21 protein-coding genes are annotated in these 24,689 nt (G+C 53.2%); 10 read left to right on the forward strand and 11 right to left on the reverse strand.

Features of this window, described 5'->3' with window-relative positions; translation table 11 throughout:
• Positions 1-25: 25 nt before the first annotated feature.
• From B156_RS31110 to pcaH, 6 genes are read right to left on the reverse strand one after another with little or no spacing between them, the layout of a single operon-like run.
• On the reverse strand, positions 26-1,363 hold the full coding sequence (locus tag B156_RS31110; RefSeq protein ID WP_018622499.1) for a 3-oxoacid CoA-transferase: 1,338 nt from the start codon (positions 1,361-1,363) through the stop codon (positions 26-28).
• A complete protein-coding gene (locus B156_RS0124820; protein WP_018622500.1) occupies positions 1,360-2,595 on the reverse strand; it encodes a 4-hydroxybenzoate 3-monooxygenase in 1,236 nt (411 codons plus the stop codon). The genes B156_RS31110 and B156_RS0124820 overlap by 4 nt, the downstream gene beginning before the upstream one ends.
• The gene (pcaDC, locus tag B156_RS0124825; RefSeq protein ID WP_026261042.1) at positions 2,592-3,758 is read right to left on the reverse strand and encodes a bifunctional 3-oxoadipate enol-lactonase/4-carboxymuconolactone decarboxylase PcaDC; all 1,167 of its coding nucleotides are present in this window, start codon (positions 3,756-3,758) and stop codon (positions 2,592-2,594) included. Before pcaDC ends, B156_RS0124820 begins: the two co-directional genes overlap by 4 nt.
• A gap of 4 nt (positions 3,759-3,762) precedes the next feature.
• Positions 3,763-4,845 carry a 3-carboxy-cis,cis-muconate cycloisomerase gene (gene pcaB / locus B156_RS0124830; protein ID WP_018622502.1) on the reverse strand — a complete coding sequence of 361 codons (1,083 nt, stop codon included), beginning with the start codon at positions 4,843-4,845 and terminating at the stop codon, positions 3,763-3,765.
• 43 nt (positions 4,846-4,888) lie between these two features.
• Positions 4,889-5,494: a protocatechuate 3,4-dioxygenase subunit alpha gene (gene pcaG, locus B156_RS0124835; protein ID WP_018622503.1), complete on the reverse strand. Its 606-nt coding sequence runs from the start codon at positions 5,492-5,494 to the stop codon at positions 4,889-4,891.
• Complete coding sequence (gene pcaH / locus B156_RS0124840) at positions 5,494-6,219, reverse strand: protocatechuate 3,4-dioxygenase subunit beta (RefSeq protein WP_018622504.1); 726 nt, start codon at positions 6,217-6,219, stop codon at positions 5,494-5,496. Before pcaH ends, pcaG begins: the two co-directional genes overlap by 1 nt.
• Before the next feature lie 349 nt (positions 6,220-6,568).
• Between pcaH and B156_RS0124845 the strand changes: the two genes are divergently transcribed.
• Both B156_RS0124845 and B156_RS0124850 read left to right on the forward strand, forming a co-directional pair.
• Positions 6,569-7,483 (forward strand): helix-turn-helix domain-containing protein, encoded by a 915-nt coding sequence (locus B156_RS0124845; protein WP_245563821.1) that lies wholly within the window; start codon positions 6,569-6,571, stop codon positions 7,481-7,483.
• Between the two features lie 221 nt (positions 7,484-7,704).
• Positions 7,705-9,600 (forward strand): YgiQ family radical SAM protein, encoded by a 1,896-nt coding sequence (locus B156_RS0124850; protein WP_018622506.1) that lies wholly within the window; start codon positions 7,705-7,707, stop codon positions 9,598-9,600.
• A 143-nt stretch (positions 9,601-9,743) separates the two neighbouring features.
• Here the strand turns inward: B156_RS0124850 and eutC are convergent, their stop codons facing one another.
• From eutC to eat, 3 genes are all read right to left on the reverse strand, one after another.
• On the reverse strand, positions 9,744-10,505 hold the full coding sequence (gene eutC / locus B156_RS0124855; protein ID WP_018622507.1) for an ethanolamine ammonia-lyase subunit EutC: 762 nt from the start codon (positions 10,503-10,505) through the stop codon (positions 9,744-9,746).
• On the reverse strand, positions 10,502-11,884 hold the full coding sequence (locus B156_RS0124860; RefSeq protein ID WP_018622508.1) for an ethanolamine ammonia-lyase subunit EutB: 1,383 nt from the start codon (positions 11,882-11,884) through the stop codon (positions 10,502-10,504). The genes eutC and B156_RS0124860 overlap by 4 nt, the downstream gene beginning before the upstream one ends.
• A 92-nt stretch (positions 11,885-11,976) precedes the next feature.
• Entirely contained in the window at positions 11,977-13,302 is a 1,326-nt protein-coding gene (eat, locus tag B156_RS0124865; RefSeq protein WP_018622509.1) for an ethanolamine permease, read from the reverse strand.
• A 294-nt stretch (positions 13,303-13,596) separates the two neighbouring features.
• Between eat and B156_RS0124870 the strand changes: the two genes are divergently transcribed.
• Positions 13,597-14,466: a helix-turn-helix domain-containing protein gene (locus B156_RS0124870; protein ID WP_018622510.1), complete on the forward strand. Its 870-nt coding sequence runs from the start codon at positions 13,597-13,599 to the stop codon at positions 14,464-14,466.
• A gap of 127 nt (positions 14,467-14,593) precedes the next feature.
• Positions 14,594-14,968: a DUF983 domain-containing protein gene (locus B156_RS0124875; protein ID WP_026261044.1), complete on the forward strand. Its 375-nt coding sequence runs from the start codon at positions 14,594-14,596 to the stop codon at positions 14,966-14,968.
• Between the two features lie 88 nt (positions 14,969-15,056).
• On the opposite strand, the gene B156_RS0124880 is transcribed toward B156_RS0124875, so the two are convergent.
• A complete protein-coding gene (locus B156_RS0124880; RefSeq protein ID WP_018622512.1) occupies positions 15,057-16,475 on the reverse strand; it encodes a DUF1593 domain-containing protein in 1,419 nt (472 codons plus the stop codon).
• Between the two features lie 288 nt (positions 16,476-16,763).
• On the opposite strand from B156_RS0124880, the gene B156_RS0124885 reads away from it, so the two are divergent.
• The 6 genes from B156_RS0124885 to B156_RS0124910 all read left to right on the forward strand — a co-directional run bounded on the left by B156_RS0124885 (position 16,764) and on the right by B156_RS0124910 (position 22,833).
• Positions 16,764-17,906, forward strand: a complete 1,143-nt coding sequence (locus B156_RS0124885) for a sensor histidine kinase (protein ID WP_018622513.1) — start codon at positions 16,764-16,766, stop codon at positions 17,904-17,906.
• Complete coding sequence (locus tag B156_RS0124890; protein ID WP_018622514.1) at positions 17,900-18,649, forward strand: LytR/AlgR family response regulator transcription factor; 750 nt, start codon at positions 17,900-17,902, stop codon at positions 18,647-18,649. The genes B156_RS0124885 and B156_RS0124890 overlap by 7 nt, the downstream gene beginning before the upstream one ends.
• Before the next feature lie 261 nt (positions 18,650-18,910).
• Positions 18,911-19,318 carry a hypothetical protein gene (locus tag B156_RS0124895; protein WP_157627176.1) on the forward strand — a complete coding sequence of 136 codons (408 nt, stop codon included), beginning with the start codon at positions 18,911-18,913 and terminating at the stop codon, positions 19,316-19,318.
• A gap of 79 nt (positions 19,319-19,397) precedes the next feature.
• Positions 19,398-20,801, forward strand: coding sequence for a DUF3500 domain-containing protein (locus B156_RS29870; RefSeq protein WP_018622516.1), 1,404 nt, complete (start codon positions 19,398-19,400; stop codon positions 20,799-20,801).
• Positions 20,802-20,915: 114 nt separating this feature from the next.
• The gene (locus B156_RS0124905) at positions 20,916-22,241 is read left to right on the forward strand and encodes a HupE/UreJ family protein (protein ID WP_018622517.1); all 1,326 of its coding nucleotides are present in this window, start codon (positions 20,916-20,918) and stop codon (positions 22,239-22,241) included.
• A gap of 166 nt (positions 22,242-22,407) precedes the next feature.
• The gene (locus B156_RS0124910) at positions 22,408-22,833 is read left to right on the forward strand and encodes an EamA family transporter (RefSeq protein ID WP_018622518.1); all 426 of its coding nucleotides are present in this window, start codon (positions 22,408-22,410) and stop codon (positions 22,831-22,833) included.
• A gap of 18 nt (positions 22,834-22,851) precedes the next feature.
• On the opposite strand, the gene B156_RS0124915 is transcribed toward B156_RS0124910, so the two are convergent.
• Positions 22,852-24,624, reverse strand: a complete 1,773-nt coding sequence (locus B156_RS0124915; RefSeq protein WP_018622519.1) for an ABC transporter ATP-binding protein — start codon at positions 24,622-24,624, stop codon at positions 22,852-22,854.
• Positions 24,625-24,689: the final 65 nt, after the last annotated feature.

Raw genomic sequence — 24,689 nt, forward strand, 5'->3', positions numbered from 1 at the left:
ACTAATCATTCACTCATTCGTTCTTTCACTCGTTGAACATTGCTGTTGTTTTGGCGCGTACATCGTCCAGCGTAGCGCCGGGCATTAACTCCATCAAGGTTAATTTACCATCTGGATAGGCGAATACGGCTAAGTCTGTGATAATCATACTCACTACGCCCGTTGCCGTGAGGGGTAGCGTACAATAAGGAACAATCTTGGACGACCCATCGGGATTGGTGTGGGTCATAGTAATAATAAGGCGTTTCGCTCCTATGGCCAGGTCCATTGCTCCACCCACCCCCAGCAGGGGTTTACCCGGAACGGCCCAGTTAGCCAGATTGGCCGCTTCGTCTACTTCCAGCCCGCCCATAATGGCTACGTCGATATGGCCTCCCCGAATCATGGCGAAGGATTCAGCACTGTCAAAATAGCTGCTTCCTTTCAGGGCTGTCACCGGAATTTTTCCGGCGTTTACCGGATAATGCATCGCCCCTCCGCCATCGGCTGGGACGGGACCAACACCCAGCATCCCGTTTTCGGTGTGCAGCAAAATACTGTGTTCGTCGGTAATCAGGTCGGCCACCAGCGTTGGAATACCGATGCCCAGGTTGACCACATCGCCTTTTTTGAGTTCGGCCAGTGCCCGTCGGGCCATGTTCATCCGGAGTTCGTCCACTTTTTTGGATGTCGAAACCGACGCCGAACTACCCAGATCGGCCAGCGTCAGAGTTGCCTGTACCAGATAATCGACAAAGCAGCCGGGCGTGTGGACATTTTCCGGCGCAATCTGCCCAACGGGAACAATTTCCTCTACTTCAACGATAACGGTATCGGCGGCTGTCGCCATTGCCTTGTTGAAGTTATTTTCGGTCATGCGGTACTGAAGATTACCCGCTGTATCGGCCCGCCAGGCCCGGATAAAGGCGACGTTGGCCCGGATACTTTTGACAAATACCTGCTCCACCCCGTCGATAACCTTCGTCTCGCGTCCATCGGCCAGCGGGGTTCCCGCCGAGGTAGGGGTGTAAAACCCACCGATGCCCGCTCCACCCGCCCGGATGGCTTCGGCCAGGGTTCCCTGCGGCAGTAGTTCATACGCCACCTGACCACTCTGGGCGGCTTTCACGGCGTCGGGGTTAGAGGTGAAAAACGACCCAATCATCCGGCGTATCTGCCCATTCCGTAGCAAACGCCCGCCCCCCATGCCTACTTCGCCCACATTATTACCGACGAACGTGAGGTTTTTTGTGCCGATTTCGGCCAGTGCGTGCATCAAGTGAACCGGGTTGCCCGTCATGCCAAATCCGCCCTGTAGGAGTGTATCGCCGTCTTTTACCAGTGCAGCCGCCTGTTCCAGCGTTACTATGGGTACTGTTTTCATGCGTGAAATGTTGTTGATTGTCCGTGCTCACTACCCGTTACCCCTGTCGCCCAGCTGGCTGCAAGACCCACGTAGTTTTCGGCTATAACCGTTGAAGCGGCTTCACTATTGACTAATTGATTGAATCGGGATGCCTGCAAATGCGCATCGAAGGATGATTTGGTTGAATCACGGTGCAGCATATCCGTCATGAAGTTGGAGAATTCCTGCACCCGCCACACCCGACGCATGCAGCCCGCCGTGTAGGCATCCAACTCCAACGAACTTCCGGCCTGATACCAGCGCATGAGTGCATCGAACAGGTAGCCCGTGTCGGCAACGGCCATGTTCAGTCCTTTGGCACCCGTTGGGGGGACGATATGGGCCGAATCGCCCGCCAGAAAAAGCCGGCCGAACTGCATGGGTTCGCTCACGAAGCTACGCATGGGGGTAATGGTTTTTTCCAGAATCGGCCCTTCTGCTAATGTCCACCCGGCGGTTCCCAGCCGAAGCTGGAGTTCAGCCCAGATCCGCTCGTCGGGCCAGTCGTCCAGCGTATCCGTCACGTCGCACTGCACGTAGAGCCGGGATATTTCGGGCGAACGCATGCTGTGCAGGGCAAAGCCCCGGTCGTGATAGGCATAGATTAATTCATCGGTGGAGGGTGGAACTTTGGCCAGGATACCCAGCCAGCAGTACGGGTAAACTTTATCATAAGTAGTGGTCAAATGAGCCGGAATCGCCTGCCGGGCAATGCCGTGAAACCCGTCGCAGCCCGCTACAAAATCGCAGATGAGCGTGTGGTTTTCGCCCTGATGCGTGTAATGGATGGCGGGCGCGTACCCGTCCAGCCCATCGATGGCGGTGGCTTCGGCTTCAAACAAAATAGACTGCTCATCCTCATGCAGGCGTAGTTGAATCAGGTCTTTGACTACCTCCGTTTGGGCGTAAATCGTAACGCGGGAGCCGCCGGTCAGGTGGGCCAGGTCAATGCGGTGCCGGTGGCCATTGTAGCTCAGGATAACCCCATCGTGCACGAGTCCTTCGCGGTCGAGCCGGTCGGTGGCACCTGCCTGCCGGAGCCGGTCGACGGTGTTTTGTTCGAGTAACCCCGCCCGCTGTCGGCTTTCGACCCGTTGACGCGGTCTGTTTTCCAGCACCACCGAGTTGATGCCCTGTGTATGCAGCAGTTGCGCGAGCAACAGACCCGACGGCCCGGCTCCGATGATACCTACCTGCGTGTGATGGTTCATTCGTCGGTATTGTTAAGGACTTCGCTGGCCGCGTGAAAAGCCGCATTAGCGGCTGGTAAACCACAATATAGAGCCGAGTGCATAATTACCTCCTTTATTTCGTCCGGTGTAACCCCATTGTTAAGGGCGGCCCGAACGTGCATTTTGAATTCGGTTTCGCGGTTCAGCGCAATGAGCATACCCAGCGTGATCAGACTGCGTTGATGCCGGGATAAACCGGGGCGCGTCCAGATTTCCCCCCACGCGTAGCGGGTAATGAAATCCTGGAAATCAGCCGTAAAGTCGGTGATGCCCGCGTTGGCCCGGTCTACGTGCGCATCGCCCAGTACGGCCCGGCGCACGGCCATACCAGCTTCGTACGCAGGCTGATTTGGAGAGAGTTCGGAATCGGCCAAAAACGTGTTCAGGGTACGGGCAAAAGCGTCGGCCACTTCAACCGCCGACAGGTGAGCAGCGGGTAGTTCAACCAGCCGGGCATTGGGAATAGCATCCTGCATAAATTGCCCATCAGATACGGTCGTTACCGGGTCTTGCGTTCCCGTTATCACGAGAGTTGGCGCGTTGATACGCCGGATAGTCTCCCGGAAATCGGCATCCCGGATGGCCATGCAGCAGGCCACATACCCCGTCTTTGTGGTGGCCTTGAACTGATTGAGCAGGCGGGTGCGCACATCGGGATTGTTTCGGCTATATTCGGGGGTAAGCCAGCGGTCCAGGGCGGCATCGGCAATGGCCGAAACTCCGTGTTGGCTAACGGTTTCTATGCGTTCATTCCAACTATCCAGCGTACCGATTTTAGCGGCTGTATTGCTGAGAATCAGCTTGTCGATGCGTTCCGGGTGATGAATGGCCAGCCATTGGCCGATTAAACCGCCCATCGATAGTCCGCAAAAAATTACCCGTGGAATGGATAGTGCATCCAGCAAAGCAACGACATCCGTTCCCAAATCGGTTATGGTAACGGGTCCGACCGAAGCGGGCGTCTGGCCGTGCCCCCTTGTATCGTACCGCAGTACCCGGAGCGAAGGAGTTAACTGGTTCACCACGGCATCCCACATGGTTAGGTCAGCCCCCAGGGAATTGGAAAATACCAGTACTGGTCCCTGTGCCGGGCCGTCGAGCTGGTAATGCATCCGGTTTCCGTTGATTTTTCTTTCAGGCATGGGGTCAGTCAGGTACGGTACTATTTTGCTTCATTCGTTCTGTATCCACCTCAAGGGTACGGATTAATTCGTTGGCATGGGACAGGTTAGCCGCTGTTAGCCGAACCAGGTCGCGCATAACGGGCCACTCGCTATGCCAGGCACCGGCCGCCCGCTCGTGCGGTTGTACCATAGCGCCCAGCATACTCGCCACCAGGCCGGGCGTGCGGTGCGCAATGGCAACCATAAACGTACTGCTAACGGGGTTGCGCTTGTGCGGCATGGACGACGACCCGCCTTTACCGTCGGCGGCACCCTCCCGAACTTCCCCCACTTCGGTTTGCATGAGCAGGATAATGTCGTTGCCCAGTTTTCCCAGTGACCCGTTCAGGATGCCGAGCGTTGCGGCTATGTCGGCCAGCCGGTCGCGCTGGGTGTGCCAGGCATAGGGCGTATTGCCTACTCCCAGTAGTTCGGCCATCCGCGCCCGAATGGCGGAACCGCGTTCACCGAGCGAAACGCTATTGCCTACCGGACCACCCAACTGAATCTCGATACACTCGTTTTCAACACGCTTTACCCGTTCAGCCGTCCGTAGTAATCCATCCAGCCAGCCCGTTACTTTGTCGCCAAAGGTGATGGGCAGTGCCTGCTGGAGCAGCGTTCGCCCCATCATGGGTGTATGTTCATGGGCTTTAGCCAGAATCGCCAACTGGTTGGTTAGCTGGTTAAGATCAGCCTGACATTGCACCAATCCCTGCTTCAACTGCATCATCAGCACCGTATCGATAACATCCTGACTGGTAGCTCCCTGATGAACATAGTGAACAGCTTCGGGATGTTCCTGACGTACCCGCTCTTTCAGTGCCGAAACAAACGGGATAGCCGGGTTACCCGCCAGCAGCGTCTGTTGTCGTATGGATTCCGTGTCCCAGTTGGTTTGCCGACAAATGTCGGCGATAGTCGCTGCCGCTTCTGCGGGGATAACGCCCGCTATCCCCTGAGCCGTGGCCAGTGCAGATTCAAAAGCCAGCATAAGCCGTAGTTCCGTTGCGTCCGAAAAAACAGTCTCAATCGGTGGGGTAGAGAAAATCAGGTCAGCGAGCATCGTCTGGATACTAAGTGAAGGGCAAGGTACGAATCCGCTCCGGTTAGAGTTCGAAAAATACGGTTTCGTCCGACCCCTGCATATGAATATCGAAGATGTAGCGAATTTCGCCATTCACCTCTTTCCGGTGAGCCAGCAGTGTGGCCCGCCGTTCGGCCGGAACGGCGTTTAACAGGATGTCCTGGGCATTGGCTTCCGGTTCATCGGCAAAGTACAGACGGGTGTACAGATTCCGTAATGAGCCGCGCATCATCAGCATAACGTTTATGTGGGGGGCCGACCCTTCGCCTGTGGCACCGGGCTTGAGGGTTGTAAACTGGTACCGATGGCCGGGCAGCGTACCCGTTCCCACCCGACCAAAACCCAGAAAGCCCCGGTCGGTATGGGTAGCGGTATTACCTTCAATGGGTGCCGTGCGGTAATGACCCTGCGCGTCGGCCTGCCAGAGTTCAACCACGGCATCGGAAATGGTTGCTCCCGCACCGTCCCATACCTGCCCCGTCACAACAATTCGCTGTCCGGGTGTATCGAGGCTAACCAGTGTATGATTCATCAAACTATCGTAGGGATAGCCATACTGCTCGGCGGTCAGGGCATAAGCAAAAAAAGGTCCGACTGTTTGGGACGGTGTTTGTCGTAGCTGTTCCATTACTCAAAGGGGGTCTTGTGGCGGCCATTCAGAACGATATCGAACTGGTAGGCCAGGGCAAATTCGGCCTCGGTCCAGTCCATCCGGAATTTGGCAATCAACAGCTCGCGGGCGTGCTGCGGAACCGATTGGAAAATCGGGTCGTAGTCAAACAGCGGGTCGCCGGGGAAGTACATCTGGGTAACCAGTCGATGTTCGAACTGATGCCCAATTACGGAAAAATGGATGTGATTCGGCCGCCAGGCGTTGTAATGATTTCCCCAGGGATAAGCACCCGGCTTGATCGTATGAAAGGCGTAGTTGCCATCGGCATCCGTCAGCACGCGTCCTCCGCCCAGGAAATTAGGGTCCAGGGGGGCGTCGTGAATTTCGGCTTTGTGAACGTACCGACCCGCCGAATTGGCCTGCCATAGTTCGATGAGCACATTGGACAGGGGACGCCCCGTTTCATCCAGCACCCGACCGGCTACTTTGATACGCTCGCCGATTGGTTCGCCGTTGATGCGGGCGTTTTTGGTCAGGTCGTTATCAAATTCGCGCAGCACCGACTGACCAAAAACTGGCATACTCAAATCGCGAATCAACTCCCGTACCGGCATGAGCGGTTGGGTCGGGCTACGCAGAATGGTCGATTTATAAGCGGGCGACAGGTGCGGTGGATGAACGTCGGCGCTGGATACCGGTGCTGCTAACGGGGGCAGGGATGTTTTATTCAAGGCTTCCATACGGGTAATTATTCTCCGAAAGGTAGGTTTAGCAGGGCGACGTAGTTGCTTAAAAGAAAGCGCCTGCTTGTGTTTTGTAAATGTATTGGTTTGGGTGCGGCATTACTTGGCAAATCGGACAAAAGACTAGCACAAAACAAACATAACTAAAAACAGATAAAATTTACTTATTTTTAATTTGGGCGGCAGATTGAACTCGTTCATCGTAAGTGGCTGATTATTATCAGTTTTAAATGATAAATTTTGGGTGAGTAACCTGCTGCCGTAATCCGGTTGATCGCTATTTTGTCTAATACAAACATGGTAAAGAAGAGAAAGTAGTGATACGATGGATAAATTGCCCGCCCTTATGGATACTACATTAGCTGCTTACGGCCTTTACGGGGAGAAATACGAACCGCGTCTGCCAGATTTTGTGCATAGTGAACTACACGAAACCCGGTGCAAACAGTACGGCTGGGTAATCAGTCCGCACATCCATACCAACTTAGTTCAAATCGTACTGATCGAAGCCGGGGAGGCTGCGTTTACGGCAGGTTCGCAAACTATCACGCTGAAAGAACCCTGCCTGATTACCATGCCGGTGGACGTTTTGCACGGGTACGTATTTAGTCCGGATGTGAAAGGGGTTGTCATTTCGCTGGCCGATTCCTATCCGGAAGCCCTGTTTCGCAACTCGCCAGCTGTGCTGCTGGAACTGGGTCGGATGCAGTTGATTCGGGCCAGTCAGGACCCGGAGACTTTCAGGCAACTAGCCGCTCTGGCCTGGCAGGTGCACACGGAATTGTATGCCAATTTACCCGAGCGTATGGTCTCGCTACAAGCCTGTTTGAGTTTACTGCTGGTTAACGTGTATCGGGTGGTTCACCGGCAGGCGGCTGATGCACTGGCCGTTGACAACCGGAGTCTTCAGTATTTCCGGCAATTCCAGCAGCTTCTGAAAGAAAACCTACTGCATCGGCTGACCATAACTGATTACGCCCGCCTGATGGGCATTACCGCGGTTCACCTGAATCGGGTATGCCGGTCGGTAGTGGGTAAATCGACGTTGCAGACGATTCAGGAAGCCATCCTGCTGGAAGCGAAGCGGTATCTGCACCATTCTTCCTATTCTATTTCTGAGATTTCGTACCTGCTGAACTTCGATGATATTAGTTATTTCTCCCGCCTGTTCAAAAAGCAACTGGGCGTATCGCCCCGGCAGTTCAGAGAGCAGGCTACCCGGTTGAGCGTAATGGGCAAACAGGAGCCAGGGTCAGTCTGAATAAGTTTTGGGCAAAATCAGGCTTGATTATTCCCTGAAATTGCTGGTACGGGATGCATTTATACTCTTTCCCGGGCTAATTCTGTAACGCCGGTATGGCTTTGATAGGCGACTACTCTGAATAATCGTCATTTTGTTTTACTGACAGCATAGGATAAATGACCTGCTAATGAATCATTTCGCCGATTCGCTGTTTTTCTGGTACATAACCTTACGTACTCATGATTGAAAGACCCCTTACCGACTGGTTGCCGCTCACGATGAAAGAAGTTGAGAAACGTGGCTGGGACGAAGTTGATATCGTTCTCGTTTCGGGCGATGCTTACGTCGACCATCCTGCTTTTGGCACCGCTGTAATTGGTCGTATCATGGAGAGTGAGGGGTTTCGGGTGGCCATTATTGCCCAGCCCAACTGGAAAGATGACCTTCGGGATTTCAAGAAATTTGGTAAGCCAAAGTACTTTTTCGGTGTTACGGCAGGTTGTATGGACTCGATGGTCAACCATTACACGGCCAACAAACGCCTGCGCTCCAACGACTCCTACACGCCCGGTGGCGAAGCGGGTTTCCGGCCCGATTACGCGACAATAGTCTACACTAAAATCCTGAAAGAACTGTATCCCGATGTGCCGGTGCTACTGGGTGGTATCGAGGCTTCCCTACGCCGGGTTACGCACTATGATTACTGGCAGGACCGGTTAATGCCGTCCATCCTGGTCGATGCCGGGGCCGATATGCTGGTGTACGGTATGGGTGAGCAACCCCTGCGCGAAATCCTGAAACTGGCGCGCAAGGGGGTTCCATTTTCGTCCATGCAAAACATCAATCAGGTGGCTTTCATGCACGATGCCCACACCCCGTTACGTGATTATAACAACTGGGATTCGGTTGAACTGGCGAGCCACGAGGTTTGTCTGGCCGACAAAATTAAATACGCGGCTAATTTTAAAATTGTTGAAGTCGAGTCGAATAAGTGGCAGGCGAACCGGATTCTCCAGAAAGTAGGGGAGCAGGTGCTGGTGATTAACCCGCCGTTCAAGACGATGGAGGAGGCCGAAATTGATAAGTCGTTCGACCTGCCCTATACGCGTTTACCCCACCCGAAGTACAAAAAACGGGGACCCATTCCAGCCTACGACATGATTAAGTTCTCGGTCAATATGCACCGGGGGTGTTTTGGCGGCTGTAGTTTCTGCACCATATCGGCCCACCAGGGTAAATTTGTGGCCTCGCGGAGCGAAGCGTCGGTGCTGAAAGAGGTGGATGAGATTACGAAGCACCCGGAGTTTAAAGGGTACATCTCGGACCTGGGCGGCCCATCGGCCAATATGTACAAGATGAAGGGCAAAGACGAGTCCATTTGTGCCCGTTGCCAGAGCCCAAGCTGCATTCACCCGGTTATCTGTTCCAACCTCGACACCTCGCACAAGCCCATGACGGAGTTGTACAAGAAGGTCGATGCGAATCCCGCTATCAAAAAAGCGTTCGTTGGCTCCGGCGTTCGGTACGACTTGCTGGTCGATGATTTTAACAAGAACAACGCCGACGGTAACCACGACAAGTACATGGAGCAACTGGTTACGCGCCACGTATCGGGCCGCTTGAAAGTAGCCCCCGAACATACGTCGGATGATACATTGCGGGTAATGCGGAAACCGTCGTTCAAGTATTTCAAGCTGTTCAAGCAGAAGTATGACAAGATTCAGGAGAAACACAATCTGAAGCAGCCGCTGATTCCCTACTTCATTTCGTCGCACCCCGGCTGCGAGGAGCAGGACATGGCTAATCTGGCTGCCGAAACCAAAGACCTGGGTTTTGAGCTGGAGCAGGTACAGGACTTCACGCCCACACCCATGACGGTAGCCGAAGTTATTTATTACTCCGGTGTTCACCCTTATACGCTGAAACCAGTCAAAACGGCCAAGACACGGGAAGAGAAGCAGACCCAGAACAACTACTTTTTCTGGTACAAACCCGAGTACAAAAACTGGATTCGAAACCGGCTGGCCAAACTCAACCGGCCCGATCTGGCCGAGCGATTGCTGGGTGCCCCGAAACCGGAAAACCCTGATAGGGCAAATAAATCAAGGCATTATTCTGGCCGGAAGAAGCGGTAGGTTTTGCCACTATTCGAGTGCGAAGAATACTTTAGTCATTCTATCATACGCCGGTCTCCGACCGGCGTATAACATATACATTAAAGTGTTAGTAATGTAGCATTTATTCTTCCGGTTGGAGACCGGGCTGGCAACAAAGCTACCTATTCCAACAGCCCACCGTTGTCTTTCAACGCTACCCCCGTTAGCTGCAATCGGAAGGCGGACTGGATAATATACATGAGCTTATTGACTGCCATAATGTGTGTTAAGCCCTGCTCCCGAATGTTGGACAGGCAGTTCCGGCGCTCGTCGGTCAGGCCTGGTTGGGGGGCGTAGGTAATGTACGCCCCCATGCTGTCGAAGGAACTCAGGCCCGGCCGCTCGCCGACCAGCATAATAGCCAGCCGGGGCCGCAATAACTCGCCGATGGCGTCGGTAATGGCGACCCGCCCCTGCTCGACCAGCACGATAGGAGCTAGTGAATACCCGGCTTTTCGAACCTGCTCAACCAGCAACGTAACTACCGGCCCCGCGTTTTTGTGAATAGCCGTAGCCGATAAACCGTCGGCCACGATAAGACAAATATCAGCGGGTGCGCTGTTGATGTCCTGCAACCGTTTCGTCGATAATTCATCCAATAGCCGACCTAAATCGGGTCGTTGAAGGTATATATCCCGGTTTTCGGCCTGACTATGAACGGAATACATTGGCAAACCCGTTGACGCTAGGTCTGCCTCCAACCGGGCTATGTTTAACCGGGAGTAAACGGCGTCTTTGGCGTGGGCGTGGGCTAACCGGAACAGTAGCGACTCCCGAAGCGGAATGGAAACACCCGTTTTCCCCAGTGCAATCCGGGCGTCGGTATAGGCTTTCAGCGCGTCCCACTCATCGGATTCCAGCCCCGTCTTTTTTTGCTCGCTCATGGTGGGAGAAGGGCTGCGTAAAGTTGTTTCTGAAGGCCGCCGGATAGCCGATTTCCCTGATTATCGATAATTCGCTGTCGCAGCAGCCACTCCTCAAATTCGGGAGCCGGACGAAGACCCAGTACCCGACGCAGATACAACGCATCATGAAACGACGTAGACTGGTAGTGAAGCATAATATCGTCGGCACCGGGAACGCCCATAATGAAATTGACACCGGCCACGCCCAGGAGCGTCAATAGCGTATCCATATCGTCCTGGTCGGCCTGGGCGTGGTTGGTGTAGCAAACGTCCATCCCCATCGGAAGGCCCATCAGTTTGCCGCAGAAGTGGTCTTCCAGTCCCGCCCGGATAATCTGCTTTCCATCGAACAGGTACTCGGGGCCAATGAACCCAACCACCGAGTTGACCAAAAAGGGATTGTAATGCCGGGCCACGGCGTAGGCCCGCACCTCGTAGGTTTGCTGGTCGACCCCATGATGCCCGCCCGATGAAAGCGCACTGCCCTGCCCCGTTTCGAAATACATCAGGTTGTTGCCCAGCGTACCCCGATTTAGGGAAAGCCCTGCTTCGTAGGCTTCCTGCAATAAGGGCAAGGTAACGCCAAAACTGGCATTGGCCTGCTGCGTACCAGCGATGGATTGAAAAATCAGGTCGACCGGTACCTGGTGGTTGATGAGTTCCAGCGTGGTAGTGATGTGGCTGAGCACGCAGTTTTGGGTGGGGATGGCGAAACGTTCCCGAACTTCATCCAGCATGTGCAACAAACGCGCAGTTGTGGCCGGACTATCGGTGGCGGGGTTGATGCCAATCATGGCGTCGCCACTGCCGTAGAGTAATCCGTCGATAATGCTGGCGGCTATTCCTTTGGCATCGTCGGTGGGATGATTGGGCTGTAACCGAACAGACAGGTGCCCCGGTAAACCCACCGTATTGCGGAATCGGGTTACTACCTGAATCTTTTTCGCGACCAGAATCAACTCCTGATTCCGCATCAGCTTAGACACGGCAGCCACCATTTCGGGCGTCAGTCCGGGCGATAGTGCCCGTAATGTGTCGGTATCGGCATTGTCGCTCAGCAGCCAGTCGCGCAGTTCGCCCACGGTGAAGTGGCTGATGGGAGCCAGCGCAGCGGCATCGTGCGTATCGATAATCAGGCGGGTAACGTCGTCGGTTTCGTAGGGGATGATGGCCTCATTCAGAAACTGGGTGAGTGGTACATCGGCCAGGGCAGTTTGGGCCGCCACGCGCTCTTCATAACTCTCCGCCAGCAGCCCCGCCAGACCATCGCCCGACCGCAATGGACTGGCCTTTGCCAGCACCGTTTTCAGGTCGGCAAAGCGATAGGTAAAGTGGCCGATGGTACAGGAATACCCCATTGTCAGGTGGTTACAATGAATTAAGTAACTGGTTTTACCCCATCTCATACCCAATAGGGAGGAACTTACTGGCGTATAACAACGCTACGCGTTTAAAGTACGTCCGTTTGCTGCCCCTGCCGTTGCTTTCGGTAGCGAACCGAGGCATAAAACAGACCGGCAATCACGCCGAAGCCAGCAATAAATAACCCGCTTAACTCGCTATAAAAATAACCCATCGCTACCAGCGTCACAACCGCCATGCCCAGCGCAATAGCCGGAAATACGGGGTAAAAAGGAGCTTTGAACGAGCGGGGCAGGTTAGGCTGGGTTTGCCGGAGCCGAAACAACGATAACATACTGATGATATAAACCACTACGGCCCCAATGGTTGACAGGATAACCAATTTGCTGGTATCCAGACTCACAAGAGCCAGCATGCCAAAAATGGCCCCGGCCAGCAACGCCCGGTACGGTACCTGCCGCTTGGGGCTTACGGTTGATAAGCCATGCGGCAGATACCCCGCACGGGCCAGGGCGAAAATCTGCCGGGAATAGCTGATGATAATGCCGTGGAACGACGCAATCAATCCAAAGAGCCCTACACTGGTGAAGAATTTGGTGAGTGGATTTTGCCGTCCCAGTACGATAGCGACGGCCTCGGGCATGGGGTAATCGAGGTGGTCGAGGTTTTCCCAGTTGGTGACGCCACCCACGCTAATCATGACGGTAAGAGCCAGAAAAGCCAGTGTCAGCACTGCTGAGATGTAGCCTTTGGCAATGACATTTTTACCTTCTTTTACTTCCTCCGCCACCATGGCAATACCTTCCAGACAAACGAACAGCCAGATAGCAAAGGGCAGTGCCGCAAACACCCCCGACCAGCCAAAGGGCATGGGGTTATGCATAAAGGTGTCGAAACGGGTGTGCGGATACACGACGCCGACGAAAACCAGCAGTTCGGCAATGGCGATGAGGGTGATAATCAGCGAAAACCAGGCCACTTCTTTGATACCCAATAGATTGATTGCCGTAAAGACCACAAACGACCCCACCGAACACCACACCACGGGTACGGCCGGGTACAGAAAATGGACATAACTACCCAGCGCCAGCGCAATGGCGGGGGTGGCAAACAGAAACTCAATCAGGGTGGCGTACCCGGCCACCAGCGCGCCAAATGGGCCGAACGCCTGCAACGCGTACGAAAACGGCCCGCCCGCATTCGGGATGGCCGTTGTGAGTTCAGTAAAACTGAAAATAAAGGTGATGTACAGGATAATGATGAAGAGTGTGGCAATCAGCAGTCCCACCGTTCCAGCCACTTCCCATCCATAATTCCAGCCGAAATATTCGCCTGATATCACCAGACCTACACCAATGGCCCACAGGTGAACGGGTGTCAATACTTTTTTGAGTGACGGGTTTTCGCTGGGCATGAGCAGTACATTACGGCACCCAATATAAGAAGTTACGCACAGAAGTCAGGCTTTAAAGCGTCCAACTCATCCTGAAAAACCGGTTTCTGGTTGCAATAATGGCCAAACCGAATTGAAGCACGCAAATACAATCACTCCTGTATGATTGATTCCAATACAGCTACGGCCATGAAACGAATAAACAGAGTATTTCCCAACATCGGCGTTTTGCCGGGTTTCCTCCACCAACCTGGTTACTGTTCTCATGCCTGTATTCATTAACTTCGACCCCGGCAACTCATTGTTTCGTACCTCATGTCATTTTCGGTTCCCGTCTATAAAATTCAGTCGTTTCCCCGTCATGAGCCGGATGCGTTCTTCTACATGACCCGGCTGGAAAAACTAGTGCAGGAGTTTAAGGGAATCGATAAATCACATTCACACACGTTCTATCTGGTTATGTGGCTGGCCCAGGGGAGTGGTACGCATACGATTGATTTTCGGACCTACACCATAGCGTCAAATCAGCTTTATTTTCTGACGCCCGGTCAGGTGCATAGTTGGGCCTTATCGCCTGATAGCCGGGGTTATAATCTGTTCATCGATGCTAATTTTTTTCGGGGACGTTTTGGTAATCGACTCCAGCAGTACCCGTTTTTTCACTCCCATCAGCACCAACCGTTACTGGAGGTAAGCGATCAGCAGACCTTTTTCAGCGATTTGTTTACGTATGCCTACGAGGAGTACGAACAGCGACAGGCAAACCGAGCCGACGTATTTCTGTCGTTTGTGCATATCCTGCTTGAAACGGCTAATCGACTCTACAATCAGCAATTACCGGGTACCGATACGCACCTTTACGACCGAATTCGCCACTATGAGCATCTGATTGAAAATCAGTTTCTGACCGTCCAGGCAGTTCGTACGTACGCAGAACAGATGAATATGACACCTAATCACCTGAACCACATCTGCAAAAAAATTCTGGGCAAAACGGCCAGTCAACTCCTGCACGAACGTATCATCATTGAAGCCCAGCGCCTGTTAACGCACACGGCCCAGTCCGTTAAGGAAATTGGCTTTCACCTTGGTTTCGGGGATTCCTCTTATTTTGTTCGTTTTTTCAGAAAACATACCGGACAGACACCTGCCTCGTTTCGGCAGGCATTGATGACAAATCGTTGATTTGTACCATACACAACTTGATCTGTTACGTTATAAAATTCATTGGCTACCTACCTTTGTTAGGTAAAAACTGCCTGAGCAACAGTCGATAAGGGGTCAAAATTGCCTCGGTAAATGCTCAAGAGCCATGTCAGCCAATAGTCGATTATACAGCATTGTTGTCAACAAATGTCCACGTTGTCATCAGGGTGATTTCTTTATCAAAAAGAGCGCATTCAGTAAGGACTTCGATAAAATGCACGAGCATTGCCCGCATTGTGGCGAAAATTTTATGCCCGAACCTGGCTTCTACTGGGCATCCATGTTCGTGAGCTACGGTTTTTACACCCTTTATTCATTGCTTACCTTTTTTATTTTCGTGCAGTGGTTACAGGTTGATCTGGACTACTACCTGATTGGGTTGATCCCGACGCTTATACTCCTGACCCCGTATTTCTTTCGAATGGCCCGCCGTACCTGGTTGACATTGTTTATTGCGCCCCGGCCACAGATGAAAGCCTAAACCCTTTTCCTGTTCGATACAGCGCGGCTGAGGTTCGGAAGCGATACGCAGATCATACTCTCCCCTGATTACAGGCGGTTGCCGGTAGTCAGGGGAAAACTGTTAATATAACCCGTTGATACCGTGTCAAAGCAGGCTTTCCATTGTCGGTCACAACCAGAATAAAATGCATCGTTTCCGGCTTATCGACCCGCGGTGCCACAAGGGAGGCCACCAGCTGCTTCCGGTTCGATATAACGGGTAATCGGGATCCTGTATAAGTGCCGACTTCGGGGTAAAAGAGCCATTCATACGACAGCTTATCACCATCAGGGTCAGTAGTGCCTTCTCCGCTCAACAGAACTTTTTCGCCACTTTTAGCGCGCAGCTCATTCGGATGGGCTAGTTTGACTACGGGAGGATGGTTGGCTTCTTTGAACGGTTTAACAGTCCAGTCGATACGGGCGGCAAAATCATTCTGATACGCCTGACGCCACCGCCAGATGGTTGCTTTGTTACTCTCGTACCAGCCACCATCAATTCCCTGCACCTGGTCCTCCACATCGGTCCAGATGGGGCGGGTTTCGGGTTCTAAAAACCAGTTACGCGTTCTGGGGGTATATAGTTCGTAGCGCCCACCCCAGCTGCCATAATTTGGATGCTCAGGATCACTTAACCCGTTATTGATTAAGCCAAAAAAACTAGGCGTATCACCTTCCATAATATACTCAGTATGGGGGTGTTGTGCGCCAAGTGGCCCATGGTTTTTCCGAATATTGGCATCCAGCCAGGCATTGTTGACAAGGCTGGAATCGGGTCCGGCGAAGCCTGGTGCGAATGGAAACACGTCTCCGCTGATCCCCCGCCAGGTTGAATGTTCGTACCCGCCCCGGTCATGAAAACCAGGACTAACAATGTAAAACAGGTTGGGGAATGTCCGGCGAAGCCAGGGGCCGGTATCGTCCTGGTCCGATATGGTATAAACCCTGAGTTTAGCAACAAACTTGTCAACCGCTTCAGGCGTTCGGGTCTGGCGGACCTTCCAGAGCGCTTGTGCCAGGCAGTTGGCCCCTCCCCAAACGGGTAGCCAAACGGGTCGGTTATCGGACTTATCGACAACCGTGATGATGTGTTCTGACCCTTCAGAATCATTCCCGGGACCAACTGCATTCATCCCGTACCTGGGAACGGCTGATTTGATTTTACTCAGCAGGTAAGCTGTTTCAGGATAGCCCTTTTCATGCAGAAGCAGGTTGTCCCGAACGTTGCCATACGCTTCCACAATCCGCCGGATTCGTTCGGGCGCGACCCGGTTTTGCTGATGAACCGACGTTGTTGCTACTAATCCTTCTACATCCCATTGATTCACGTAGGTCAGAAAACGAACCAGAGATTGAGCATCGTCCGGTTCATTTTCAATATCGGTCAATACCAGTATCCGTATTTTTTGGTTAGTTTGTTGCGCAATCCCGTTAACTGGAAACAGCGTTAGCAGTAGCAATGAGGTAACGAATAGAAATGATTTCATTTGGCCAGTGGTCAATTGATTAAGTAAATTCAGGTATCAGCGCTGACTCCTGCGTACCAGTTCACTAATGCCCAATGGCAAGATATTGAAAAAGCAATTAATGCAGGTATCAAACGCCAAACCTGCTGACGGTAGCTAACGCAAAGGGGTAGAAATGGCGTATACTAATCAATCGCTGGCAGCTACTTATATACCCCTCTATTACAGGTTTTCGCCACTATTGTCGAGTGAGTTGTTATCGAAACGTTATGTTTGTCAACAGACCTTCTGTTGGTTTGACGCCGAACGATGAAAAAATGGATAAACCACTACCGCTTACCCCTGCTGGTCGGCATCGCCTTATTGATCCTGCCGTTTCTATACCTTGCTAGCGAATCCATTGCCTTCAGCCCCCTTGACCCCCGTCAACACCTCATTCAGAACCTGCTGACCTACTTTTTATTATTACTCTTTGCCTATACCAATCATACGGTGTTGGTGCCCCGCTGGTATTTGGAAAAGCAGTACGCACGATACGGCGTGGTAACGCTGACCTGTCTGGTGGGTATAGTGTGGCTATCGCACCGTGTTGAGCAGTGGGCGTTTCTGAAACCACCCAAAGAACCAACCCTGCTGGGGTGGGCAGGCCAGGTATTCTGGAAAGAAAATTTGTTCGCCCCCATGCCCTATCCCGGACAGTCGTCTCCTTCCCGGCCGTCGGCGCTCCCAAACCCACCGCCCGGGCTGCCATACGGACCTCTGGCCCCGCTCCCCTTGGGGGCTAAACTCGCGATTTTCTTTCTGCTGGGCAGCGTTAGTACCCTAGCCTCGGTCTCTATGCAGACCGCCAATCGGCTTAAACAGGTTGAATCCGAGAAACTGCTGGCTGAGTTAAACCAATTAAAGGCGCAGATTAGTCCCCATTTTCTATTTAACACGCTCAATAGTATCTATGCCTTAGCCCTTCGCCAGGATGACCGCACGGCTGAGACCATTGTCAAGCTGTCCGAATTTCTGCGGTATACAATCCGTGACGCCCACCAGGACAAAGTAGCCCTGGCCCTCGAAACCAATTACATCCGCAACTACATTGACCTGCAGCGGGCTCGGCTGCGAGATTCGGTTACGATCGACTATACCATCGTGGGGCCCGTTGACCATCAGTCCATCGTTCCTCTATTGTTGATATCCTTTATCGAAAATGCCTTTAAACACGGCGTCAATCCCGACCAGGAGTCAATCATTCGCATTAAGCTGACCGTGGCCGGGGATCAGCTGCATTTGCGTGTATTTAACAGGAAAGTACCCATCAGCCAGCTCGAACCGGCAACGGGTATCGGCTTGTCCAATGCCCGGGAGCGACTGCGGTTGCGGTATCCGAACGCTCACCAACTAGCCATTCAGGATACGCCGACCGATTTTACCGTTGATTTACGAGTTACCTTATGCTAATACAAGCCATTGCTTTGGACGATGAGTTACCGGCCCTGGAGATCATTGAGGCTTTCTGCAACCGGATTGAATTCGTCCATTTACAGAAGACATTTACGCGCACCCTGGAGGCTCACCGGTACCTAACGGAGCATCCGGTTGATCTGCTGTTTTTGGATATTAACATGCCAGCCCAGTCCGGTATGGACTTTTACCGGGCCGCGATAGGCCGGGCCACGCCGGTTGAAGCCACTCCAGACCAGGAGCGCGCACCGGCACCCCTGGTTATTTTCACGACCGCCTATAGCGCATATGCCGTTGAGAGTTACGAACTACAGGCGGTCGATTACTTACTAAAACCCTTCACGTTTGAACGATTTTTGCAGGCCGTACAACGGGTCGCTGACCAGCGGAAACTACTTCAGCCAACCGATCAGCCCAGACCGCTACTTTTTCTGCTGTTTCGGGTTGATTATGGATTAGTCAAGGTGATGGTGGACGATATTTTGTTCATTGAGGGCCTGGACAACTACCTGAAAATTCACCTGGAAAACCAGAAGCCCGTCGTTGTACGGCTGACGATGAAGGCTATGATGGAAAAACTGCCGCCATCGGACTTTGTGCGGGTGCATCGCTCCTATATTGTTGCCCTTCGCCGAATTGAATTTTTCCGCAACAAGCTCATTGCCATTGGGGGCGAAGAGATACCCCTGGGCAGCAGTTATGAGGAAAGTTTCTTTGCACTTTTTGGGAGTAAGGCCTAAGCCGATTGACAACTACTGGTCAATACGGTAGCCAGCGGCTCATTTTGCCGAAGGAGTCTCGCTGTACAGCAGCCTTATTCACCCGTAAGCCACCAACCCCAACCCCGGCGACAAGCCCTATCCGTTCACCTTCACCCCAGCATTTGGCGTATTCATCACTAAGTCGGTCGCCTGCGCAACGAAGCCTCCGGGTGGGACGTATTACCCATAACTAACCGGTACTGCATGGCCAAACCGGTACCCAACGTAACCCAATCTACCATGACTAGTGTTGAATCCCCCGCTGTGCGCACGCCTGAATTGACTTTATCTAAACAGGCGGTTCATAGTCCATCGATTGCCTCACTGACGGACCACTTCGAAAACGCCGACCGACTAAAAGAATACTGTATTTCCGTAAACTCGTATTTTCCGACGTCAGCTATCATGGTCAGTCTGTACAAGAAGCTGCCCTACACTTTAACGTATTACCCCAGTTTCAACGCCCGGACTGCGGGTATCGCTGACCCGGATTCGGTGACTGTCGATAACGGCTCAACGGAGCTGATTGCCTGGCTGAACAACGTGTTTGTGCAGGAGGATATTCTGGAACCTGTCTCCTCCGCGATGCGCTGCGGGACCACCTGTTGGTTAACCACCGATTCAACCCGCGTTTCACCCCAACATTAGTGGCATTCGTCACTTAAGCGGGTCCAGGAACGACTGGTGTGCAATGAGTACTGTATCTTCATATAAAAGAACCAAACGAATGAACAAGACGAAGACAATTTTTAGTAGTTTGCTGGCTATGGTGTGCCTAACCGGTCTGGCAACCATTGAATCGTGCAAAAAAGATACCGATACGGTCGTTACCCCGAGTACGGCCACCCTAACGGCGCTTACCTGCGCTTCTGCCACGTTTTCCGCTTCTGCCGTGAGCGGCACCGCCTACACCGGAACGGTCACGGTACCGTATACGGGCGGTAACGGAGTAGCCTACGCGGCCGGAACCGGCCTGGCTTCCACCGGCGTCACCGGTCTTAATGCCACCTTACAGGCGGGTACGCTGACCACCGGGACGGGTACTCTAACTTACGCCATCAGCGGGACCCCCTCCGGTAGCGGTACGGCCGGCTTCGCCCTGAGTTTCGGTGGGCAGACCTGTACACTCTCCCTACCCGTATCGGCCTCAACCACCACACCCGGCAGCAACACCAGCCTGACCGGTACGGGGAGTATAACGGCGATTGTTGCGGCCGCGAACGCCTTTCTGGCAACCTTGTCTACGGCTCAGCAAACCACCGTACAATTAGCCCTTACCAAAGCAAACGCCATTAGGTGGTCCAACTTACCCGGGGGTGTATCCATACGCAATGGTATAGAATTCAGTACCTTAAGTGCCACGCAGTTAGCGGCTGCCAAAGTCGTTATTCAGGCAGCATCGGGTACTATGGCTAATGAGGGGTATGCCGAGTTCACTCAAATCAATGCCGCCGATGATGTGCTGGCCACGACTTACTCGGGGGGCAGTGGGTACTCATCGGGCAAATACATTATTGCGTTTCTGGGTACGCCCAGCAACACGGGGACCTGGATGTTGCAGTTCGGAGGGCACCACTACGCCCAGAATATCACCTTCAGTAACGGAGTGGTGGTAAGCGGTACGCCGTCCCACCAGGGCATAGAGCCTAAAGAGTGGACGTCGGGAACAACCACCTTTGCCCCCCTCAATCAGGAACGGGATGCCATGGTGGCCATGCTGGCCTCCCTGTCCGCAGCACAACTGGCTTCGGCTAAGCTAAGTACTACGTTTAGCGATGTGCTGCTGGGTCCCAACAAAGACGGACAGTTTCCGGCTACTAAACAGGGGCTGGCCGTTGGTGGATTGACGGCCGCCCAAAAGGCGCTGGTGCTGGCGGCCATTCAACCCTGGGTATATGACCTCGACGACGTCACGGCGAAGGCCCTGCTCACCATTTATCAGCAGGAACTGGATCAGACATACATTGCCTACTCCAACAACCCCACCATGACCGTCAATGCCGATTATGCGCGGATTGATGGGCCCAGCGTGTGGATTGAGTTTGTTTGCCAGTCTGGGGCAGTCATTCGCAATCAGATTCACTATCATACGATCTTCCGCGATCACACGCGTGATTACAACGGGTTGTAAGGTGACTGAAACCGGTTGAATTAAGTAGTCAATCCAGGCGTAAAAAGCCTGGTCAATACCACAAATGCGCTTACCAGCGAGCCTGGTACTACGTTACATAAACATCTTCGCCTGGTGAAGTATCTGTTTGCCCTCATCAGCCATCCGGCCGGATGGCTGATGATTTTTCTCTTATCCCTGCAGCCAGCCGTATCCTGGTCGCACCCCATGCCTAATACGGTCGTGCTGCTCAACGTTCACGCCACCCGTATTGATGCCGAGGTGCAAATTCCGCTCAACGAGCTACAGGCTGCCTTTGGTCATGCTGTCAACGATTCATCTGCCCAGTTAGTAGCTCGTCTTGGCTCTCCACTGCGGACCTACCTGCTCCAACACCTTCGGGCTCAAACCGCCGGTGGCCAAAACTGGGCTGTGTCGGTGGATACCTTAGCCGTACAGGAAACGCAGAACCCCATTAACGGTACGTATCGTGAGCTAAGGGCGATAGTTCGACTCGTGCCTCCGGTTGGCGCGGACGTTCGGCGGTTCGTCCTCCACTACGATGCCGTTCTGCATCAGGTCGTGACGCATAAAATCCTAGTGTCTATTCGGCAGGACTGGGCAAACGGGCAATTGACTGAAGAAACTATGGTTCAGGTGGGCGTTATTGAGCTGGATATTGTCAACAACCGCATACCGCCCCTTACCGTTAACCTGGAAAAGGGCAGCGTCTGGACGGGCTTTCGGGCGATGGTCGAACTGGGGATACGCCACATTGCCGGGGGCACCGATCATCTGCTTTTTTTGCTGGTACTCCTGTTACCGGCTCCGCTATTGGTTAATGGTGGCCGTTGGAGTCGGTTTGGTGGTGCGCGCTATAGCCTGAAGCGACTGCTATTGATTATCAGCGCGTTTACCATCGGTCACTCCCTTACTTTGCTCATGGGTGCCCTGAGCCTGGTTCGACTGCCTGGACAACCCATTGAGGTACTAATTGCCGTATCCATTCTGGTATCGGCGGTGCACGCCGTGCGGCCCATATTCCCAGGCCGTGAGGGATGGGTTGCTGTCGGCTTCGGCTTAATTCATGGTTTAGCGTTTGCCGATACGCTGACCAACCTGCGCCTGGATGCTGGTCCGATGGCCGTTAGCATTCTGGGCTTTAATCTGGGTATCGAACTCATGCAGCTACTGGTCATTACCCTAACCATTCCCTGGCTTATGTTGCTGAGTCGGACACCCGCTTACCGGGGGGTGCGTTTGACGGGTGCTTTATTGGCCGCTGTGGCCGCCGTCGCCTGGGTGGTTGAACGGGTCACTGGCCAGGGCAATGGAGTGTCGAAGGGTGTGGAACAAGTGACTTATTATGCGCCGTATGGGCTAGGCGTAATGGCCGTAATAGCCCTACTACTTACCTGGCGTATGAAGCGGAAGGTTAACTTCCTCTTCTCCAGTCGCTAATAAAGTTAAAAAACACACTCGTTACATTGGCCGTAGGACTAATAACCGTTCAGGTTACGTTTGCCCATTAGGCAAATAGCGGCTATTGTCTACAATCAATCAACGCATTTTTAAATCATTTCTCTTCACTTTTTACTTTATAGGCTGTACGTACTTCTTCAGCCTTATGTGGATTGTGTTTGCTTTACTAGCCGCCATAACTGCCGGTGCCGTTGTCACTTTGTCGAAAGCAGGAATTAAAAACGTCGATTCGAGTCTGGCGTTTGCCATTCAGTCAGTGTTGATTTTGGCCGTATCGTGGGGCGTCGTCATTTTTCAGGGCAACCTGCCCGACGTTTCCCGTATCGACCGCCGGGTGTGGATTTATTTAACCAGTGCGGGTGTACTAACCTGTCTCTCTTCACTCTTTTCCTTCTACGCCTTAAAAATAGGCAATGCCTCGCAGGTATCCCCTCTAACCAATTTCTCCCTCGTGTTCGCCGTGATTATGGCGGCTGTTTTTCTGAAAGAAAAGCTCAACTGGCAGGTCATTGCCGGGGCTGTGCTCATGGCGGCTGGTGCGGTACTAATCGCTATTGCAAAAAAAGAGTAGGGTAATGCGAACCATTACTTACGCGGGCATCAGCTCTTTGCGTTCCCCGATTTGCTGCCGCCACATGGCGTAATACAGTCCTTTCCGGCTTACCAGTTCCTCATGGCGACCCTCTTCTACGACACTGCCCTGCTCCAGCACAAAAATCCGGTCGGCATGCAGGATGGTGCTTAAGCGGTGGGCAATCAGAATGGTAATGTGCTGACGCGAACCGGATAAGTCGCGCACGGTACGGCCAATTTCTTCTTCGGTCAGTGAATCCAGGGCGGAGGTAGCTTCATCGAATACCAGTAGCGCGGGTTTGCGCAGCAGGGCGCGGGCAATACTCAGCCGCTGTTTCTCACCACCCGATACTTTCACACCCCCTTCGCCAATGACGGTGTCGAGTCCCTGCGGGGCGCGGGCCAGCAGGGTGTTGGCGGCTGCCTGATGCAGTGCCATGAGGCATTCCGCATCGGTAGCGTGGGGAGCCACAAAGAGTAGATTCTCGCGGATGGTACCGGCAAAAAGTTGCGTATCCTGCGTCACAAAGCCGATCTGCTCCCGCAGTTCGTCCAGGTTAACCTCCGAACCGGGAATGTCGTTGTACCGAATCTGCCCGCTCAATGGCTTATATAAACCCACCAGTAGTTTCACCAGCGTCGTTTTGCCGGAACCACTAGGGCCGACAAACGCCACTGTTTCGCCCACCCGCGCATCGAACGAAATACCAGCCAGTGCCGGTTTGTCGGCGGTGAGGTGTTTGAAGTGAACATCGTCGAAGGCCAGCGTTTTAAGGGCTTCGACGGGCTGCGGACGGAGGGGTTGCACATCGCGGGGGGTATCCAGTATCTGCTGAAAATTGGCCAGCGACGCTTCCGTTTCGCGGTACACGTTTATGATGTTGCCCAGTTCCTGCAACGGTCCGAAGATGGCAAACGAGTAGATGAACAGCGAGAAGAACTCACCCACGGTAATTTTTTCCTGCACGACTAAAAATAGCATCAGCAGCATAATCGCGTTGCGCAGCAGGTTGACAAACGTGCCCTGCACGAACGACAGCGACCGGATATACCGTACTTTTTTGAGTTCGAGTTTCAGGATTTTCTCGGTGGTGGCGTTCAGGCGTTCGGTTTCCTGATTGGCAAGCCCGAGACTTTTTACCAGTTCAATATTCCGCAGGCTCTCCGTAGTGGACCCGGCCAGGGCGGTGGTTTCGGCCACGATGGTTTTTTGAACGGTCTTGATTTTTTTGCTCAGCAATGAACTCACAAACCCCAATAGCGGGATGGTCAGAAAGTAAGCCGGGGCAATGGGCCAGTACACCGTAGCGGCATACCACATAACAAACACAATGCCTACCACCGAGGTGAACAGCACGTTCACGAATGACTGAATCAGTTTTTCTACATCGGATCGCACCTTCTGAAGCTTGCCCAGCGTCTCACCCGACCGCTGGTCTTCAAATACCTGATAGGGGAGGTCCAGCGAATGGCGCAACCCATCGGTATAGAGTTTGGCACCCAGCCGCTGGGTAATCACGTTGACGTAGTAATCCTGAAAGTTCTTGGCAATCCGGCTCACCATTGCCACACCCAGTGCTTGCAAAATCAGCAGACCCGCTCCGTTTTGCAGGAAGCTCCAGAATCCCAGTGGTCGCAGGGCACCACCCGGTTTAACCACGTACTGGTCGATAATTTTTCGAAAAATGTAGGGGTCCAGCAGGGAGAAGACCTGATTGATAGTGGCCAGCAGCAGCGCTAGTGCCAGCAGGCCCCAGTAACGCCGTAAATAACTGTAGAGTAATTGCATAAATGAGTGATGGTAGGACAGGTCGGGGTGTTTGGTGAAGAGAACCCTGAACAAATGCCGGTTAT

This window comes from Spirosoma luteum DSM 19990, assembly GCF_000374065.1.
GTDB lineage: Bacteria > Bacteroidota > Bacteroidia > Cytophagales > Spirosomataceae > Spirosoma > Spirosoma luteum.

Excerpts from the sequence above, each read along its gene's own strand:
- B156_RS31110 (WP_018622499.1), bottom strand. The coding sequence starts at position 1,363 with ATGAAAACAGTACCCATAGTAACGCTGGAACAGGCGGCTGCACTGGTA.
- B156_RS0124820 (WP_018622500.1), bottom strand. The coding sequence starts at position 2,595 with ATGAACCATCACACGCAGGTAGGTATCATCGGAGCCGGGCCGTCGGGT.
- pcaDC (WP_026261042.1), bottom strand. The coding sequence starts at position 3,758 with ATGCCTGAAAGAAAAATCAACGGAAACCGGATGCATTACCAGCTCGAC.
- pcaB (WP_018622502.1), bottom strand. The coding sequence starts at position 4,845 with ATGCTCGCTGACCTGATTTTCTCTACCCCACCGATTGAGACTGTTTTT.
- pcaG (WP_018622503.1), bottom strand. The coding sequence starts at position 5,494 with ATGGAACAGCTACGACAAACACCGTCCCAAACAGTCGGACCTTTTTTT.
- pcaH (WP_018622504.1), bottom strand. The coding sequence starts at position 6,219 with ATGGAAGCCTTGAATAAAACATCCCTGCCCCCGTTAGCAGCACCGGTA.
- B156_RS0124845 (WP_245563821.1), top strand. The coding sequence starts at position 6,569 with ATGGATACTACATTAGCTGCTTACGGCCTTTACGGGGAGAAATACGAA.
- B156_RS0124850 (WP_018622506.1), top strand. The coding sequence starts at position 7,705 with ATGATTGAAAGACCCCTTACCGACTGGTTGCCGCTCACGATGAAAGAA.
- eutC (WP_018622507.1), bottom strand. The coding sequence starts at position 10,505 with ATGAGCGAGCAAAAAAAGACGGGGCTGGAATCCGATGAGTGGGACGCG.
- B156_RS0124860 (WP_018622508.1), bottom strand. The coding sequence starts at position 11,884 with ATGGGGTATTCCTGTACCATCGGCCACTTTACCTATCGCTTTGCCGAC.
- eat (WP_018622509.1), bottom strand. The coding sequence starts at position 13,302 with ATGCCCAGCGAAAACCCGTCACTCAAAAAAGTATTGACACCCGTTCAC.
- B156_RS0124870 (WP_018622510.1), top strand. The coding sequence starts at position 13,597 with ATGTCATTTTCGGTTCCCGTCTATAAAATTCAGTCGTTTCCCCGTCAT.
- B156_RS0124875 (WP_026261044.1), top strand. The coding sequence starts at position 14,594 with ATGTCAGCCAATAGTCGATTATACAGCATTGTTGTCAACAAATGTCCA.
- B156_RS0124880 (WP_018622512.1), bottom strand. The coding sequence starts at position 16,475 with ATGAAATCATTTCTATTCGTTACCTCATTGCTACTGCTAACGCTGTTT.
- B156_RS0124885 (WP_018622513.1), top strand. The coding sequence starts at position 16,764 with ATGAAAAAATGGATAAACCACTACCGCTTACCCCTGCTGGTCGGCATC.
- B156_RS0124890 (WP_018622514.1), top strand. The coding sequence starts at position 17,900 with ATGCTAATACAAGCCATTGCTTTGGACGATGAGTTACCGGCCCTGGAG.
- B156_RS0124895 (WP_157627176.1), top strand. The coding sequence starts at position 18,911 with ATGACTAGTGTTGAATCCCCCGCTGTGCGCACGCCTGAATTGACTTTA.
- B156_RS29870 (WP_018622516.1), top strand. The coding sequence starts at position 19,398 with ATGAACAAGACGAAGACAATTTTTAGTAGTTTGCTGGCTATGGTGTGC.
- B156_RS0124910 (WP_018622518.1), top strand. The coding sequence starts at position 22,408 with ATGTGGATTGTGTTTGCTTTACTAGCCGCCATAACTGCCGGTGCCGTT.
- B156_RS0124915 (WP_018622519.1), bottom strand. The coding sequence starts at position 24,624 with ATGCAATTACTCTACAGTTATTTACGGCGTTACTGGGGCCTGCTGGCA.